Source organism: Cesiribacter sp. SM1 (genome assembly GCF_020178975.1).
GTDB lineage: Bacteria > Bacteroidota > Bacteroidia > Cytophagales > Cyclobacteriaceae > Cesiribacter.
In genome coordinates this window covers 264,130-282,515 of sequence record NZ_JAHXBU010000088.1, presented here as the reverse complement: position 1 = coordinate 282,515, position 18,386 = coordinate 264,130, and the positions used below count along the sequence as shown (strand labels likewise).

The 18,386-nt window shown below is 47.3% G+C and carries 14 protein-coding genes and 1 tRNA gene; 9 read left to right on the top strand and 6 right to left on the bottom strand.

All coding sequences use genetic code 11. From position 1 onward, the window contains the following. Positions 1-14 precede the first annotated feature (14 nt). A complete protein-coding gene (locus KWJ01_RS14990; protein ID WP_224997425.1) occupies positions 15-1,112 on the top strand; it encodes a PAS domain-containing sensor histidine kinase in 1,098 nt (365 codons plus the stop codon). A 114-nt stretch (positions 1,113-1,226) separates the two neighbouring features. On the opposite strand, the gene KWJ01_RS14985 is transcribed toward KWJ01_RS14990, so the two are convergent. The 5 genes from KWJ01_RS14985 to rpsA all read right to left on the bottom strand — a co-directional run bounded on the left by KWJ01_RS14985 (position 1,227) and on the right by rpsA (position 7,714). Further along, positions 1,227-2,324 (bottom strand): PAS domain-containing sensor histidine kinase, encoded by a 1,098-nt coding sequence (locus KWJ01_RS14985; RefSeq protein ID WP_224997423.1) that lies wholly within the window; start codon positions 2,322-2,324, stop codon positions 1,227-1,229. A gap of 469 nt (positions 2,325-2,793) precedes the next feature. Further along, complete coding sequence (locus KWJ01_RS14980) at positions 2,794-3,786, bottom strand: phosphotransferase enzyme family protein (RefSeq protein ID WP_224997422.1); 993 nt, start codon at positions 3,784-3,786, stop codon at positions 2,794-2,796. A 223-nt stretch (positions 3,787-4,009) separates the two neighbouring features. Continuing rightward, entirely contained in the window at positions 4,010-4,765 is a 756-nt protein-coding gene (locus KWJ01_RS14975) for a YsnF/AvaK domain-containing protein (RefSeq protein WP_224997420.1), read from the bottom strand. A gap of 668 nt (positions 4,766-5,433) precedes the next feature. Beyond that, a tRNA-Cys gene (locus tag KWJ01_RS14970) sits at positions 5,434-5,504 on the bottom strand. 209 nt (positions 5,505-5,713) lie between these two features. Continuing rightward, entirely contained in the window at positions 5,714-7,714 is a 2,001-nt protein-coding gene (rpsA, locus tag KWJ01_RS14965) for a 30S ribosomal protein S1 (protein ID WP_224997418.1), read from the bottom strand. A 267-nt stretch (positions 7,715-7,981) separates the two neighbouring features. Here rpsA and KWJ01_RS14960 point away from each other — a divergent pair, with 267 nt between their 5' ends. The 7 genes from KWJ01_RS14960 to KWJ01_RS14930 all read left to right on the top strand — a co-directional run bounded on the left by KWJ01_RS14960 (position 7,982) and on the right by KWJ01_RS14930 (position 17,119). Next, on the top strand, positions 7,982-8,722 hold the full coding sequence (locus KWJ01_RS14960) for a TerC family protein (protein ID WP_224997416.1): 741 nt from the start codon (positions 7,982-7,984) through the stop codon (positions 8,720-8,722). Positions 8,723-9,020: 298 nt separating this feature from the next. After that, the gene (locus KWJ01_RS14955; protein ID WP_224997414.1) at positions 9,021-10,406 is read left to right on the top strand and encodes a DEAD/DEAH box helicase; all 1,386 of its coding nucleotides are present in this window, start codon (positions 9,021-9,023) and stop codon (positions 10,404-10,406) included. 102 nt (positions 10,407-10,508) lie between these two features. After that, positions 10,509-13,331, top strand: coding sequence for a FlgD immunoglobulin-like domain containing protein (locus KWJ01_RS14950; RefSeq protein WP_224997412.1), 2,823 nt, complete (start codon positions 10,509-10,511; stop codon positions 13,329-13,331). Positions 13,332-13,369: 38 nt separating this feature from the next. Further along, positions 13,370-14,077, top strand: coding sequence for a tetratricopeptide repeat protein (locus KWJ01_RS14945; RefSeq protein WP_224997410.1), 708 nt, complete (start codon positions 13,370-13,372; stop codon positions 14,075-14,077). Between the two features lie 33 nt (positions 14,078-14,110). Further along, the gene (locus KWJ01_RS14940; RefSeq protein ID WP_224997408.1) at positions 14,111-15,115 is read left to right on the top strand and encodes an L-threonylcarbamoyladenylate synthase; all 1,005 of its coding nucleotides are present in this window, start codon (positions 14,111-14,113) and stop codon (positions 15,113-15,115) included. 143 nt (positions 15,116-15,258) lie between these two features. Next, entirely contained in the window at positions 15,259-16,446 is a 1,188-nt protein-coding gene (pgk, locus tag KWJ01_RS14935) for a phosphoglycerate kinase (protein ID WP_224997407.1), read from the top strand. Between the two features lie 211 nt (positions 16,447-16,657). Then, positions 16,658-17,119 (top strand): hypothetical protein, encoded by a 462-nt coding sequence (locus KWJ01_RS14930; RefSeq protein WP_224997405.1) that lies wholly within the window; start codon positions 16,658-16,660, stop codon positions 17,117-17,119. Between the two features lie 154 nt (positions 17,120-17,273). Here KWJ01_RS14930 and KWJ01_RS14925 read toward each other — a convergent pair whose 3' ends face one another. Next, entirely contained in the window at positions 17,274-17,708 is a 435-nt protein-coding gene (locus KWJ01_RS14925; RefSeq protein ID WP_224997404.1) for a hypothetical protein, read from the bottom strand. A gap of 91 nt (positions 17,709-17,799) precedes the next feature. Here KWJ01_RS14925 and KWJ01_RS14920 point away from each other — a divergent pair, with 91 nt between their 5' ends. Continuing rightward, positions 17,800-18,261, top strand: a complete 462-nt coding sequence (locus KWJ01_RS14920; protein ID WP_224997403.1) for a hypothetical protein — start codon at positions 17,800-17,802, stop codon at positions 18,259-18,261. The last annotated feature ends 125 nt before the right edge of the window (positions 18,262-18,386 follow it).

Sequence of the window (18,386 nt, the reverse complement as noted above, 5' to 3'; positions counted from 1 at the left end):
AACTCATTCCTTAAATGCAAAACTCAGATCAACCTGGTTACCTTCGGTCACTGGAACAATTTGCAGAACGTACTTTGCAGATTATTTTTTCTTACGATATAGAAGGTAACAGATTTATATACCTTAGCCCGGCATTTGAGCAAGTCTGGAAAAAGAGTAGAAGCAGCGTAAAAGCCAATCCCTCACTGCTTTTGGATAGTATTCATCCTGCCGACAAGGAATACCTCCAATCAGAATACCAAAAGATAGTAAGTGGCGAAATCAAGAAAGATATAGAATTCCGCATTTTGCTTTCTGATGGCAGTGTACGCTGGTTGACCTTAAATGCATTTATAGATGACCAAGCCCTGGGGAAGCCCCTTTTAACAGGATCCGCAGAAGATAAAACTGAGCAGAAGGAAAAAGATGAATACACAAAAAAATTCACTGCCAAGAAAAACTCAATCCTGGAAATTCTTGCCCATGATCTGGCAGGCCCCCTGAATAACATTAAAATGGCATCTGCCCTTATTGCAGAAAAGTCCCAGGTAAATGAAGATCCGGAGCTGGCACAAATGATTGCCATTATCAGTAATACCAGTGAAAGAAGTATTCGGCTGATACGTGAGTTTGTTGCTCATGAGTTCCTGGAGACTACTACCACCCATGTAATCAAAAAGCGGGTTGATATTGTAGAAAAGTTTAATGAGATAATTGGGGAGTATAAAACTTCAGCAGATCACTTAGGTAAAACCTTTAGTCTGCAGTGCTCCCATGAAAAAATCTACCTACAGGTTGACGACATCAAGTTCCGGCAGGTTATTAATAATCTTATCAGTAACGCCCTTAAATTCACCCCTGATGGGGGCCAAATTGCCTTAAGTGTAGAAGACAGGCAGGCTTCTGTTTTATTTTCTATCGCCGACAACGGCATTGGCATTCCCGCCAGGTTTCATGAAAGACTGTTCGATAAATTCACCAATGCCCGTAGAAAAGGGCTTAAAGGTGAACCCTCTGTTGGCTTAGGTATGTCCATAGTTAAAACCATTGTAGAGTGGCACGGGGGCAGTATCTGGTTTGAGAGTGAAGAAAACAAAGGCTCCACCTTTTACATAGAGCTTCCTAAAACATAGCCATAACAGCTACTTGGTAAGTCGTCTTTTTTTGAAAAGTTGAACAACAACGAAAACTATACTGATCACATCAGGAAGGGCCTTTCAATATCTCCTGTTGCAGCAGGCCACTCACTACTCTTTTGGCAGTTCAATATAGAAGGTCGAACCTTTACGTTCTACGCTGTCAAACCAGATCCTGCCCCTGTGCCACTCCACAATGGTTTTGATCAGTGACATGCCAAGCCCGAGAGATGGCTCCCCTTTCAGGCCTGTTCTTTTGGCTTTGGTAAATTTTTCAAAAAGGTTTTGATGATATTTGGCAGGGATGCCAATGCCGTTATCAGCAACCGTTATTAATACATTCTCCTGCTTGTCTGCTATACTGATGGTGATGGTACCGCCATCCGGTGTAAATTTTATAGCATTAGAAATCAGGTTATTCACCACCTGGTTAAGCTTATACTCATCCACTTCGGCATAAATCTCATCATCAGAGGTTACATAGTTAAAGGTTTTGCCAAGATCCTCCCCTGATGCCTGGTACTGGCTTAGCACCTGCTTGATCATTCCAACAAGGTCAGTTCTTTCCCTGATCAGCTCCACATTTACCGACTCCATAAATTCCTGTTTTACAAATTCACGGATCATACCAATGCTTCGCTCGCTTGTGCTGGCAACCATTTCCACCAGCTTATCAAGCCTGGGGTTGTTATACTCCTGAAGCTCTTTGATCAGGAGTGAGGACAGTCCCTGGATGTTGCTTAGCGGGCCCGACAGATCATGGGAGAGAATTTCCAGCAGAGAATTTTTCCTGGCAGCAAATTTCTGTACATAGGCCTGGTTTTCACGCTGAATTGTTCGATCCTCTACAAAGCCTGCTATCAATTGTTGGCCACCCTCCTGTTGTAAAAGCAAAGGGCTTAGGTATAGCCACCGTACAAATTTGCCGGCAACAACTATTCTAAATTCCACCTCTTTTTTCACTGTTCCCATCAGAAGCTTCTGATAGGTATCTCTGATAAACGCTTTATCTTCCGGATGAACAGCTTCAAGCAGCACAGCCGGGTTAGCATACACACTTTCCCTGGTTTTGTTCCAGACCACCTCAAAGGACGGATTCAGGTAAATAAAGCGGTTAGAAGCTATATCATAACCAAAAACAACCTGCGAAGTGCGTTCAGCAACCTCTTCTAAAAAGCTTAGCGCCCCTAAAGCATTATCTTTATGCATAAATTCATCAAAGCTGACTCAATCCAGATTCAATCACTTAAACAACTGCTCACTACTATAAAAGTTAAAACTTACGTGTGAGTACAAACAGAGATAAAATCAGGGGTTTCTTAATACTTATCACCGTAACCGGTACAGCAAAAATGTAGCGCTATGGCCAGGGATTTCCAGATACCTTAACAAAGTGAGTTATGGGTTTAGCATCAGCGTCAACTGCTCCTTGATCGTCATCCCCGCGCAGGCGGGGATCTGTCAGCCAAAAGCAGATATGGTGATTTCATCTCTAAAAGCAAACAGATCTCCTCAGGGGAATGACAGCTTGTATTTAGCTGTAGAAGATGATAACAAGCAGATTAGCAGTAGCTCTCTAATCCATAACGCACGTTGAAAAAGTACTTATTAGGTCCTCATACAGTTAATAGTCCCGCCATTGAACAGGCAATAGGAGCCCAAGGCGGCATCTTCGGTATTAGTCTTTCCAGTATCTCTCCATTAACTGCCTGATCAGGGCAGTGCGTGCTTTAAGCTGCAAAGGCTGCAGCAAGGGGTAGAACTGATCATGTGTGGTGTAAAAATGGAGGTAAAAGAGCCAGAACCCCAGCCCCAGGTAAGGCACAGCTGCCAGTTCATCTTCACTCAAGGAACGGTACTCCCTGTAACCCTCCAGGAAAGTGGAATATGCTTTGTCTGCTTCCTCCTGCACGGCCTTTCCATAATGTACCTCGAGGCAGAGGTGTTGCCTAAAGGTCATTACATCATTGATAAGCCATCCATGGCCAAAAAAGTCAAAGTCGAATAAAGTAACTTTATCACCATCGAAATGGAAATTCTTAGGCATAAAGTCGAAGTGGCAATAACCTGCGGAAAATGCAGCCGTATTCAGCGTTGACAACTTATGCTGTACCCTGCTGGCTGCGCCACATAACCATTCGTAGGTTTCGGGATCTTCAGCAAAAAAAGGTTTAAGTCCTGCCAGGGGTTTAAAGAGCGTCGTTTCCAGGTTAAAGCACCAGCGCGAATTACCAAGATCAATCGCCGACGAAACATCATGAAAGCGAGCCATCTGGCGCCCCAGCTCACCCAGCTGCTTATCATTGAGTACAGTATATGCTTTACCCGGGGCGTAAGTAAACAGAACCGCATGCCGTTCTCCTTCAGCAGCCTGAATCCTCTGGATCTGATTCCCCGCCAGATCCGTAATGGGATAAGAAACAGCTACACGGGCCTCTTTCAAAGCCATCAGCAGTTCAGTCTCTGCTTTTATTTGTGCATAGTTGCGGTGTGAAGAACGATAGACCCGCAGAATAAACCTGCCCTCCGCTGCCTGAATGAGATAGGTATCTCCTACGCCTCGAAGCAACATCTTACAGCCAGCTTCGCTTAAACCATAATTCTCTGAAACCAGCCCAGCCAGGGCAGTTGTACAAAAGGTAGAGTAAGCTGTAGGAAATATCTGAGACATAGGCCAATGATCTTTTTATCTCGGTGGCAAAGTGCCGGAAGAGGTACGATATAGCAGCACACAGCTGTTGGAGCGCTGGTATTTTGCCATCGCTGCGCTAGATAGCTGAAGACTCAAAACAAAAATCAAAGGTAGTAAATGGAGCAATAAAAAGGGGCAACAGTTAACAACTGTCGCCCCTTCATTTATTGACTCTAGACTATTTTTTAAAGAGCCTGTTTCACTATTTACGATTACGATCCTTATCAGCATCGATTCTATCCACATCAACATCCTGTTTGCGTACCGAGCCACGAATGGTCTCATCGTGCTCGCTTACCTCTTTTTGAATGTTGACTTCTTCTACCACCCTGGCCTCTTTCTTCACTATTGGCACTTCAGCATGCTCATGGGCCTCAATGGTGGTATCCTTAAAGGCATTCAGGTCGGCTTCGCTGGCCGGACGGTTTACTGGATGGCGGTCTACCGTTACGTGCTCTTCGCGCAGACGTAAATGTTCCTCAACCGGACGCTCAATAATTCGGCTTCTGATACGCGTGCTTCCGGTTTCAACATCACGTTTGCCTACCTGCATGTTTTCTTCAATTACAGGAATAGACATATCGCCTGTTGCCTCTTGGGTATAGCCAGAGGCCGATCCTGCACCGGCACGGCTGTTCTGCCGTGAATCGCCTATTTCAATACTTCCAAATTTATCAAGGATTACAGCAGCACGCTCTGCTTCATTTCTGGAAGTGGCATGCACAGTAACTACTGTACCGCGATCTGCAGCGGCTGAATAACTCTGCACTTCATCATCGCTACCGAACAGCGATGCAAAGAAACCTTTATGTTTGCTGCTGCCAGAAGATTCTGCCTGGCCAGTGTTGCCTCTGGATATATCTACCGTTTCTTTCTGGAAGCCACTACGAATCAGCGCCTGCTCTGCCTCAATGGCTTTATTTCGATCGTTATAGATACCTATAACTGTTTGTTTCATGCTATCCTGGTTCATCATCTTACTGTTTTGTTCACAAAAAATTTTAAAGACTTCAAATGTATAATTCAGGCTGTATTACATACCTAAGGAATTTTGTACTTATTCAATAGCATTAAATAATGCACAAGTATTCAACATCATCTCATACATCAAAAAGTACCTCGCTTCAGATATTAATAAATTCATCTGAAGTCAGTCTGATTACACGCTGAAGCAAAAAGATAGTTGTGCTAAAAAAAGGGTGCTAATGGAAAATACAGGCTAAAACTGTCTTAGCTCCTCAAAACAAGTGGTTCAGCAGCAGAAACTTTTTTTTTAGAATAACAATACCATCTATCAAATGAATAGCAATGTTTGAACCGTTCATCTATATCATTACAGCGAAATACTACATTGCATTTTTCCAATGCACCACCAGGTTTGACTGCAGAATCCAGAACATAATTCCATCAGTTACTCAATAATACACAAAAAAAACCGCTGCCAGTGTTTCAAGGAAAGCCTTTAGAGACTAACTACCCAGACCTGGAGGTATGGCTGCGGAGTGAATCACAGAACATCAACCCGGACATGCTGCCTGATCCAAAAAATATGCCGACATCCATCATGTGATAAAACAAAAAACCCTGCAAGCTTTAAGCTTACAGGGTTTTGCGTCTGATTGTGTGAGGTCTCGAGCGGATTCGAACCGCTGTAGAGGCTTTTGCAGAGCCTTGCCTAGCCACTCGGCCACGAGACCTTGGTGTTGAATGGGAATGCAAATTTAACACTTTAGCCGGATCTGCAAAACCCTTTGGGCTTTTTTAAATCTACGGAAGCTAATCTTTTTCAGCTTTCAAGGCCTGAAACGCCACAAACCCTTATCTACCAGCACAATACTACCGAAATAAAAAAAGCACCCCCTAACCGGAGGTGCTTTCAATATAAGCGTACAAAGCGTACTAAAGCTTATGCTTTGGTTTCTTCGTCAGAGTCGCCTTCTTCAGCTTCTTTCTGTTCATTCAGCGCTTTGGCGTTAGCCCTGTCAGGGGCTGCGTCAGCTACTAGCTCTGAATCTTCAGATACTTCGTTGGCAATGTTTGGCGCCTTTTCATTTGCATTTGCTGGTTTGCTGGCCTGCTTGGCTTCGCTTTCCATCATTTGCTCTTTCAGGCTTGCTAGTGCATCAAGATCACCAAGGGTAGCACCTGAGTCACCGCCCTGTGCTGCAGGGGCAGCAGCTTTCTTCTTACCACCAGCAGCTGGGGCAGAAGTAGCAGCAGGGGCAGCGGCAGGAGCGCCTTTAGCAGGAGCGGCTTTCTTCAGGCCTTTGCTTTCTTCTTCACGGTAAGTAGCAGTGTGGCTTAATACAATGCGCTTATCGTCTTTAGAAAACTCGGTTACTTTGAAATCAAGCGTTTCGCCTACTTCAGCTTTGCTGCCATCTTCTTTCTGAAGGCTCTTGGTCAGGGCAAAGCCCTCGATACCATAAGGAAGCTCCAGAACGGCACCTTTATCGTTTTTGTTGATGATGGTACACTTGTGGTCAGAACCCAGGGTAAAGATAGTCTCGAAGGTATCCCATGGGTTTTCTTCAAGCTGCTTGTGGCCCAGTGCCAGACGACGGTTATCAACATCAAGCTCAAGAACCTGTACTTCCAGCTCCTCACCTACTTTGATAAACTCAGATGGGTGCTTGATTTTGCGGGTCCAGCTAAGGTCAGATACGTGCACAAGACCGTCGATACCTTCTTCCAGCTCAAGGAACAGGCCGAAGTTAGTCAGGTTGCGTACGATACCTGTGTGCTTGGTACCAACAGCGTATTTAGTAAGAACGTCAGACTTAGTCCAAGGATCTTCAGAAAGCTGCTTGATACCCAGAGACATCTTACGCTCATCGCGGTCGATGGTCAGCACTACTGCCTCACGCTCCTCGCCTACTTTCACGAAGTCGGCAGGGTTGCGCAGGTGCTGGCTCCAGCTCATTTCGCTTACGTGGATCAGGCCTTCAACACCTGGCATCAGTTCCAGGAATGCGCCGTAATCAGCAACGTTAACGATTTTACCTGCAACTTTGGAACCTGGTTCGATCTGATCGCCCAGAGAATCCCAGGGATGCGGGGTAAGCTGCTTCATGCCAAGGCTGATACGCTTCTTCTCTTCGTCAAAGTCGAGTACAACCACGTTTACTTTGTCGTCCAGGTTCAGAACTTCTTCCGGATGGTTGATACGTCCCCAGCTGATATCTGTAATGTGAAGCAGACCGTCTACACCACCAAGGTCGATGAATACACCGAAGTTGGTCATGTTTTTGATCACACCCTCGAGTACCTGACCTTTTTCCAGGTTCTCCAGGATCTCGGCCTTTTGCTTCTCAAGATCTTTCTCGATCAGTACTTTGTGCGATACAACTACGTTGTCGTTGGTGTAGTTGATCTTAATCACCTTCACCTCCATTTTCTTACCTACGTACACATCGAAATCGCGAATTGGCTTCACGTCGATTTGTGAACCTGGCAAGAACGCTTCCACACCGTAGATGTCTACGATCAGACCACCTTTGGTGCGGCGCTTTACAGTACCTTCAATGATTGTGTCCTGGTCAAGGGCTTCCTGGATAAGGGTCCAGGCACGTACGATCTTCGCTTTTTTGCGGGAAAGTACCAGCTGACCAAGAGCGTTTTCCTGCTCTTCAACGAATACTTCTACTTCGTCGCCGATTTTCAGGTTTGGCAGGTCACGGAATTCAGAGGCAGAAACAAGACCGTCAGATTTGAAGCCGATGTTAAGGATAACATCGCGGTCGTTGATGCCTACTACAGTACCTTTAACAACCTCTTTTTCAGTTACCTGATTAAGAGTGTTTTCATACATCTGGGAGAGTTCCTCTTTTTGCTTTTTAGAGTAGCCTTCGCCGAAACCTTTGGTTTCGTAACTTTCCCAATCAAACTCTTGTGGAGTATTTGCCATAAAGCTTAAAATTGGCTCTGTTATCACCACCTGCCGTGAGCCTGCCAGCAGGGGCTTTTGGTTCTACATTTATTCCCGGCATGCACCGAAAACCCCGCTCACCTGAACGGACTGCAAAAGTAAACATATTAGAGGTATTTTCCCTAGTATCATACATTATAATGCCAACATTTCATCCAATAATATTTAAAACTCGTGTAATGAGCTTTGAAAAACTCTTTTTATAATTTAGCGTTTTAACCAAAACATAAAATTTAGCTAAGTCTTATGGCAGAAATCTTTACCGGCGCAGGCCTGGTTGCTTTTTTCTCGCTCACGCTCATGGAAATTGTTCTGGGCATTGATAACATTGTTTTTATATCAATCCTGGTGGCAAGGCTGCCAAAGGAATCACAGCCAAAAGCCCGGTTCATTGGTATATCGCTGGCGTTATTGGTACGGGTAGCCCTGCTTTTTGCCATCACCTGGCTGATTGGCGCTTCACAGGATTTATTTACAGTATTTGGCATGGGCTTCAGCATCCGTGACCTGATCCTGCTGGGCGGTGGTTTATTCCTGCTTTATAAAAGCACCACCGAAATTCACCATAAACTGGAGGGCGAAGAAGAATCCAACAAGGAAGTAAAAGCTGCCAGCTTTTCTTCTGTTATCTTCCAGATCATTTTGCTTGATATCGTGTTCAGCTTCGACTCTATCCTAACAGCCATTGGCCTGGTAGATAACATCTGGATTATGGTGGCAGCTGTTATTATTTCTATGGGTGTAATGCTGATAGCAGCCGGTACCATTGCCTCTTTCATAGAAAAACACCCTACTGTTAAAATGCTGGCACTCTCCTTCCTGCTGCTGATTGGCGTAATGCTGGCGCTGGAATCATTCGAGGTGCACATTCCTAAATTCGCTATTTACGCAGCTATCTTCTTTTCACTTTTTGTTGAGTTCCTCAATATCAAGGTGCGCAAGAATTCAACTAAAACAGTTGACCTGCACCAGCAGTACAAAAAATAGCAGCCAGGTACATTTATCCAACACAGGCCTTCATCAGCAAATGGTGAAGGCCTTTTTATTTGTCGTTTGCTTGTGATGCAATGGTTTTGTTTACCTGCAAAAGTTGGAACACGGGTGTAGCTCTCCTTCAGGGCAAAGAAGCCGGGGATTGTGCACTGCTATGGCATTAGCAGGAGGTAAAATGTAAATAAGAGAATAGCCATAGGGCATACGGCTAAATTTAGCTATATTTAAAGCAGATTTTTTTCGAAAACCCAGCCCTCAAATTAATTGTTTATACAGGGCAGCGTACACATATATGGAAGATAACACCCTTGGTTTTGCAGGTTTTGGCTTAGCACCCTCCCTTTTAGAAAGTATCGATATTATGGGCTTTAGTGACCCAACGCCAGTGCAACAGGCGGCGATACCAGCAATTTTATCAGGAAAAGACCTCATTGCCTGCGCCCAGACCGGCACAGGAAAAACAGCAGCTTACCTGCTCCCCATCATGCATAAGCTTGAATCTCAGGAACGAATGGGGGGCGTAAATACCATCATCATATCACCCACACGGGAGCTTGCCCTGCAGATAGACCAGCAAATTGTTGGCCTCTCCTACTTTACATCGGTAAGCTCTATCGCTGTATATGGCGGTGGCACCGGCTCTGAGTTTGAGCGCGAAAAGCAGGCACTGAAATCGGGGGCCGATATTATTGTAGCCACCCCCGGCAAGCTTATTTCGCACCTTAACATGGGCTATGTGAATACCGACAGCATTCAGCACCTGATCCTCGATGAGGCCGACCGCATGCTGGACATGGGCTTTTATGAAGACATTATGCGCATTGTTGGCAAACTGCCGGAAAACAGGCAAACGCTTATGTTTTCGGCTACCATGCCTCCTAAAATACGGCAGCTGGCCAGCCGCCTGCTTAAAGATCCGGATGAGATCAACATTGCCATTTCCAAAACCGCAGAAGGCGTACACCAGGCTGCTTACTCGGTGCATGAAGATCAAAAGGAAGAGCTGCTGGAGAACATACTGGACCGCCCCAACCTCGAAAGTGTAATTGTATTCAGCAGCCGCAAAAGTACAGTCCGCAGCATTGAAAAGGGTTTGCTCCGCAAAGGCATCAATGCCAAGATCATCAGCTCTGACCTGGAGCAGCGCGAGCGCGAAGAAGTGTTACGCCAGTTCCGCAACCGCTCCTTCCCGGTGCTGGTTGCCACCGATGTACTGAGCCGTGGCATCGACATTGCCGACCTTGACATGGTGCTTAATTTCGACGTACCACACGATGCAGAAGATTATGTACACCGGGTAGGCCGCACCGCCCGGGCAAAATCAACCGGCGAAGCCATTACCTTTGTTACGCCCAAAGAACAGCGTAATTTCTATAAGATCGAACAACTCACCGGCATAGAAGTTGAAAAGCCCTCCCTTCCGGAGAAACTGGGCAAGGCGCCCGAATGGCAGGACCCCAGCCAGCTGCGCCGTGCTAAAACCGGCCCGCGTGGTGGCAGAGATGCTTCTTCTTCTCATCACAGGTCTGGCAGATCGGGCGGCAGTAGTGGCCAGGGCGGCGGTGGCAGCAGGCAGGGCGGCGGCAACAGGTCGGGGCGTAAGCCATACCGCAGAAAAAAAGGTCCGAACAGCGGACCAGGTAATGCTGCTGCAGGCCAGGGACCTGCCAAGGAATAATTACGCAGCAAACCTAAGTTGCTGCATGGGCCTTTTCCCGTGTTCAGAAAAAAAACTATACAAAGCTATAACCTGATATACTGCTTACTTCGTTGCTAAATAATGTTTCGCAAATATCTACCTCAACTGTTACTGGTGCTTGCCGCTGTTTGTGTAATGATGGGTCTGTACATCTGGCAACAACCCCAGGAAACCTGGTTGCAGGCGCCGGCCCCACTTCCAGATTCTCTGCTTAGCGCTTTTCAGGATCAGAAGTCTTCCATAAAAACAGAAGAGAACCCCCAGGCGCGGGCTCACTGGGAGTGGCTTATGCTGCGGGATCCGGCCACGGGGAAGATACCGGCCAACATCAGGCAGCGCGAACTGGCCTTTGCTAAACAATTGCCAGTGGCTAAAAGTACAAAGCCCGCCATACGAAAAGCAGAAACCGACTGGCAGTCTGCAGGCCCCTTCAACATAGCCGGTCGTACGCGTGCCCTGGCTCTGGATGTGCGAAATGAGCAGATAATTCTGGCCGCCGGTGTTTCCGGTGGTATGTGGCGCTCTACAGATGGCGGGCAGTCGTGGGTTAAAACCACTGCACCAGACCAGCTGCACAATGTAACTACCGTGGTACAGGATACCCGTCCCGGCCATGAAGATACCTGGTACTACGGCACCGGAGAGCTTATAGGCAATTCTGCACGGGGGGGCGATGCTCCCTACCGTGGTGATGGCATCTACAAAAGCACCGATAATGGCGTGAGCTGGTTTCAGCTGGCTGCCACCAGCACCAATGAGCCCCAGGCATTTGATAATCCATTTGATTATGTCTACAAGCTTAAAATCAATACCACTAACATGGCTGTGCAGGAGCTCTATGCAGCTGTAGCCGGTGGGGTGTACAGGTCTGTAGACGGAGGCGATACCTGGACAGTGGCGGTTGTAAATGATCAGTCACAATCAACAGATGTGGAAATAACCAGCAATGGTGTGGTATATGTAACCCTTAGTGCCATTACACTTGAAGGTGAAGTGGGCGAAGGTGGCGTATTCCGCTCTGCCACCAATGGCAATAGCTGGCAAAGCATTTCGGCACGTTTATGGCCCCCTGGCTTTGGGCGGGTAAAAATAGGAAGTAACCCACAAAACCCGGATGAACTATATTTCCTGGGCGACGGACCTGACTTTCCATTTTTGTTCAGGTACAGACATGCTGCAGGAGGCGGAACCTGGACCAACCTCACCCAAAACCTTCCTGAGCTGGAAGATCCTGTTGCCGGTCTCGATCTGCAGGGTGGCTATAATATGGTGGTAGAGGTGCACCCGCTGCAAAGTAATACGGTATTTGTAGGGGGCACCAATCTTTTCCGCTCCAGCGATGGTTTTACCTCTGCCGATAACACAGACTGGATTGGCGGCTACAGCCCCGAGAACGATGTGGCAGTGTACCCGAACCATCACCCCGACCAGCATGAGCTGCTGTTCTATCCCTCTAACCCTTCCCGGGCCATTTCGGCCCATGATGGCGGCCTGAGCCGCACCGAAAATATTCTGGCCAGCAACGACGATGAAATCCATGAAGTGGAATGGCAGTCGCTGAACAGCGGCTATGTTACCACCCAATTTTATACTGTTGGTTTAGACCAGAGCCAGCCAACGGACCTGATCATTGGCGGCATGCAGGACAACGGCAGCTGGCTCACCAATACGGCCACTGCCGCCAATAACAGGTGGATCAGGCTGCTGGGGGGCGATGGTGGTTATACCCATGTTGCCACAAGAGGTGCTTATTACTATGTATCTTTCCAGGAAAGCCAGATTTACAGGCTTACCCTCAACAATGAATACCGGCTTACCAGCTTTGCCCGTATCGATCCCATTGGCGGTGGGCAGATCATAGAACAGCCCTACCTGTTCATCAACCCCTATGTGTTTGATCCGACCAGTAAAAACCGCATGTACCTGGCAGCTGGCAATGTGGTGTACAGAAACCGCAATGTGAGCCAGATCCCATCAGGTGGTCAGCAGCCTGTATCCTTAAACTGGGATGAGCTGCCGGAAACCAGCATTTCATCAGGCTCCATCAGTGCCATTAATATTTCTACCACCCCTGCCGATATACTATACTATGGCACCAGCGTGGGTGAGGTTTTCAGGGTAACAGCTGCAAACAGCACAAATCCTGAAGTAAGCCCCATAACCTCCCCTCTTTTTCCCGAAGCCGGTTATACAGCACATATTTCTATCAACCCTGCCGATGCCAACGAAATTGTAGTGGTGTTCTCCAATTACAATGTTCGCAGCATATTCCACAGCAACGATGGTGGCGAAAACTTTTCCGATATCAGTGGTAACCTGGAGGAATTTCCCAGTGGCGAAGGCAGCGGACCATCTGTAAGACATGTTGAAATTATTCCGCTCACGGACGGCACCAGCCTTTACCTTGCAGGAACCAGCACAGGGGTGTACAGCACCCGCACCCTTTCGGGCCTGGCTACCCGCTGGGAACAGGAAGCCCCCGAACTGATTGGCCGTGTGGTGGTGCCACAGATCAGGCACAGGTCTGTAGATGGCCGGGTGGTTGTGGCTACCCATGGCAATGGGGTATACTATAAGAATTATGATGATGTGCTGAACACCTACATCGACCCCGAAGGCCAGCCCCTGAACCTGCTCAATCCCTACCCTAACCCATTTACACCTGCCGATGTGGTGGTAATACCTTTCAGCGTACCCCGTGATGGCATAGTAAGGGTACGGGTTTACAGTAGTACCGGGCAGCTCATTAAACTGCTGCTCTACAACCAGGTGTTTGCCGGCACCACGGAAATAACCTGGGACGGGCGCAATGTAGCGGGTGTACCTGTGGCACCAGGCACCTATGTGGTGCGCATGGAGTACGAAAATGAGGTGATCAGCAAAAAAGTAATACTCCTGCACTAAGCTTTTTTATTTGAAGGCTGTGCCTCTATCTTTGCGCCATGCTTAAGAAAACACCCTCCCTGCTTTGCCTGCTTTTACTAATTTTGTGGTCGTGCGGCCCCGATCCGGAAGAAAGGCTTAACCAAAGCCGCCAGCTGGTACAAAATGGCAACTATGCCGAGGCGATCAAACAGCTGGATGAGCTCCTGGCCAGTAATCCTGACAATGCCGCAGCCTACAATTTAAGGGGCGTAGCCTACCTGGAAAATGGCAATGCCGAGGATGCTGTTTCTGATTTCAGCCAGGCAATCCGCTACCAGCCCGAGGACTATAAATACTGGTTTAACAGGGCTAATGCCCGTTTTGAAACAAGAGACCTAAACGCCTCCCTGCAAGACTATAACGAAGCCATTAAGCTGAAGCCAGACGTTGCCGATGTATACCTGAACCGCTCCGCAGTATTCTACGAGATGCAGAATATTCCCGAAGCCCTCAATGACATTAGAGCAGCACTGGAAATGAGCCCTGAAGATCCGCTGATACAGTTTAATGCAGGAAAGCTTTATTATGTAATCGACAGCCTGCCCCAGGCCCGCCAGCACCTTACCGCTGCCATACAAAAAGACAGAAAGCGCGCAGAAGCTTTTTTCCTCTTGGGTAATGTTTCCCTGCGTGAAGGAAACCAGGAGGAAGCCTGTACATTTTTCAGGCAGGCAGTGCAGCTGGGCTCAGAGCCAGCAAAAGAAGCAGCCGCTTCCTGCTCATAAAAACATAAAGACCGCTTTTACGCTTTCTACTATATGGCAACGACAGGCACAGATCTGAACAGGGCGGTACACTATCTGCAGCAGGATGAGCTGGTGGCCATTCCTACCGAAACCGTTTATGGGCTGGCAGGAAATGCCTATTCAGAAAAAGCGGTGGTAAAAATATTCAGCACCAAAAAGCGCCCCAGCTTCGATCCGCTGATCGTACACACCAATGCGCTTGAATCTGCCAAAGATTTTCTGCTGGACATACCCGATACTGCCCATGTACTGGCTGAAAAATTCTGGCCCGGCCCTCTTACCCTTATACTACCTAAAAACAGCCGTATTCCCGACCTGGTAAGCTCCGGACTGAATACAGTTGGGGTGCGCATTCCCAGGCATCCGCTAAGCCTTCAGCTACTGGAGAAGCTCGATTTTCCGCTGGCTGCTCCAAGCGCTAATCCTTTTGGTTACATCTCTCCTACCACTGCACAGCATGTGGAAGAACAGCTGGGGGCCCACATCCCCTACATATTGGATGGTGGTGCCTGCGAGGTTGGGGTTGAGAGCACCATTCTTGGCTTCGATGGCGATACTGTGATCGTATACCGTTTAGGCGGTATGTCGCTGGAAGAGCTCCAGCAGTGGATTCCCGGCAAACTGGAGGTAAAAGCACACAGCACTTCCAACCCTGTTGCTCCCGGCCAGCTGGAGAGCCATTATGCACCCAGAAAGCCACTTATTTTGGGCAACATACAGGAATTACTGCAGGAGCATGGCAAAAAAGGCATTGGTGTGTTATCCTTCAAAGACATATACCCGGAAACCACCCAGTACACCCTCTCTGCCTCTGCAGATCTGGCAGAAGCTGCCAGAAACCTCTTTAAAGCCCTGCGTGTACTTGATAGTGCACCCGTAAATCTGATCATTGCAGAACGAGTGCCTGATTATGGTCTTGGCAGGGCAATAAACGACAGGTTGCGGCGTGCCTCTGCCGGTTCTGTTCAAAAAGAAACATTCAATTTTGATACCCCTTCTGAAGCCCTGGACCAGTAACAGTCGCTACCAGCCCCTGCAGGGCTAAGCCTGTAACAGAGGTGCTTTATATGGCAGTTTTTCAAAGAGCTGATTTATATCAGAAACTTTTTTCTTTAGAATGTGTAACTTGAAATCATAAACCTAAAACTGAAACTTTCAACATGAAAACGCTGGATCAGTACAATTTTTCTGGTAAGAGAGCTTTGATGCGTGTTGACTTTAACGTGCCGCTGAACAAGCAAAATGAAATTACCGACGACACAAGACTTAAAGCTGCCCTGCCATCTATCAATAAGATTATTAACGACGGTGGCTCCGTGATCCTGATGTCGCACCTGGGCCGCCCTAAAGAAGGTCCGGAAGATAAATATTCGCTTAGGCACCTGGTGCCCTACCTCACTCGTGAACTGGGCCGCGAGGTGCAGTTCGCCCCTGATTGCATAGGCGAAGAAGCCCGTCAGAAAGCCCGGAACCTGCAGCCAGGCCAGGTGCTGTTGCTGGAGAACCTGCGTTTTTATAAGCAGGAAGAAAAAGGCGACAAAGATTTTGCCCAGAAACTCTCTCAGTTAGGTGATGTGTGGGTGATGGATGCCTTTGGTACAGCACACCGTGCGCATGCCTCTACGGCAGTGGTAGCAGATTTTATGCAGGATAAAGTAGCCGGCTACGTAATGCAGGCCGAGCTGGATAATGCTAAAATGGTGCTCGAAAATCCACAGCGACCTTTTACTGCCATTATGGGCGGTGCTAAAATATCAGACAAGATAGAGGTAATAGAAAAGCTGCTCGATAAGGTAGATTACCTCATCATTGGTGGTGGTATGTCTTACACCTTCTTCAAAGCCCTGGGTGGCCAGATAGGCAACTCACTGGTAGAAGCTGATAAAGTAGACCTTGCCAGCGACCTCATCAAACGCGCCAAAGAAAAAGGCGTGGAAATCAAATTGCCTATCGACTCCATCATTGCTGATAAGTTCGATAAGGACGCCAACACCAAAGTAGCCAGCAACCATGCCATACCAGATGGCTGGATGGGACTTGATATTGGACCTGAAGCACAGGAAATTTTTCTGCGTACCCTGCGGGAGTCTAAAACCATTCTGTGGAACGGACCAATGGGTGTGTTTGAAATGGAAAAATTTGCCGAAGGAACCAAAGCTGTAGCCAAAGCCGTGGCCGAAGCTACCAGCAAAGGAGCTTATTCCCTGATTGGCGGGGGCGATTCTGCAGCAGCGGTTAACCAGCTGGGCTATGGCAACGATGTTAGCTATGTATCTACCGGTGGTGGTGCTCTGCTTGAGTATTTCGAGGGTAAAGAACTACCAGGTGTTACAGCGCTCAATAAGTAGAGAACAAGCAGTATTCATAGGAAAGCCGGCTCCATGCCGGCTTTTTTTTGCTCATTAAGCAGCTGAATCTTAGTGCCTTGAAATATTATAACGGCTAAAGGAACTATTTTCTCCTTTTCTGGCCCAGGCTTTGCATGTACATCATTAAAATCCTGTTAAAGGTAAGCCCTTACAGGGCCTCTGTATATGTTAAACGCCAGACTTAAAGACGATGAAAACATTACCTTCTTTTATCATAATCCTGCTGATTGGCAGTCTGCTGATATCCTGTAAACCCGAGAGAGATGCTGTTATACCATCTAACGTATTAAGAAGCGACAGAGGGCTGGTCATAGAGCTGGAGTGGAATACCGGTGGCAGCAGCAGCCAGGCTTTATACGACAGCGATCTTGATCTTTACCTGGACCAGAACGAAATACCGATAGAAGCCTCCGAAAACATAAATAGCTTCGAGGCCGTCTATTTGCGCGATGTATACAAAGATGGCTATTATGATATTCTGATAGGTGCCATAGATGTTAGAAGGCATACCGACTACAAACTCTTCATCTCTGCGCCGGGAGGTGAAATCATTCACCAGTACCATGGCTACTTTTTAGCCGGTGAAAACGGAGAGGTTCCCTACCTGCGGATCCGCAAGCAAGGCCGTACTTATACCTTGATAGATCTATAAACCTGCAACAGTAAGCACCCACAGCCTGTCTGGAAGCTGGCGGAGGGGTAAGATTTTCAGAGAACTAATGTATCATTTGCTTGGATATGAGCTGGCATAAACAAGAAAAGCCTGCAGTTACTACAGGCTCTCTGTTTAACCTGATCTAAGCACTTTATTTAAAGAAACCACCCAGCATACCGCCCAGGCCACCCGATTTGCCACCGCCCAGGATGCTGGCCAGTCCGCCCATACCTCCTTTGGTGTTCTGGAACCTGTCGCTCACAAAATTAATCATCAGCGGCACCACCACACCTTCTACCTGTTTGGCTACCTGCGGTGTTAAACCCAGGTTAGATACAAGTTTACCCACCAGGTTAGCACCTATTTTTCCAACAATTGGGTTTTCATGACTGGCACCTCCCTTCTGGTTCATCAGTCCCATTAAGCCCTGCAGGTTTCCCCTGCGGACCTCATCTTCTGCTACTTCTTTGGCGCTTTGTCCTGCCATTTCAATGGCACGATCAGCTTTGGCGGGATCAAGGCCCGAACGTTGCTGTACATCGTTTCCTATCGCACCCTTTAAATCTTTAATGATATCATCTAACATATTTTCTCTTTTTTATGATAAATCTGCCTGAGGCCTTTATTGTTTGGCAAGATATGGCTTACTGCTTATCTTGCCGCAAAACTTATCAACTATGACTTCCTATCAGATTTTTCTTTTTCTCCATTCCTGGATTCGCTGGTTTATTTTAGTACTGGGGCTGGTGGTGATCATCAAATCTTACAGTGGCTGGTTTGGCAATAAACCATATCTAAAGGGTGACAACGGCATGTCGGCAGGTTTTATAGGACTGCTACACCTTAACCTGCTCATTGGCCTTATTCTGTACTTTTTCCTCAGCCCTTATGTTCAACAGGCATTCAGTGATTTTGGAGCAGCCATGAGAGACTCTTACCTGCGCTTTTGGGCAGTAGAGCATATAGCTGTAAACATTATTGCAGTGGTGGTGGCCCAAATAGGTCGCGCCAGGTCTAAACGTGCTACAACAGATGTGGCAAAGCATAAAACCGCAGCCATTTTCTATACTATTGCCATGGTGTTGCTCCTGAGCCGTATACCCTGGGGTGAGGCTGAAAGGTGGTTCAGAGGACTGTAAACAAATTCAAAGTAAGCCAAAGGCTAATCTTTATGGAGGATTCTCTGTAAAGATTAGCCTTTCTTGTTTAACATAGAGCCAATACCCTTAGGCATTGGCAAAACAGTTTACAGCTTGTTGTATAT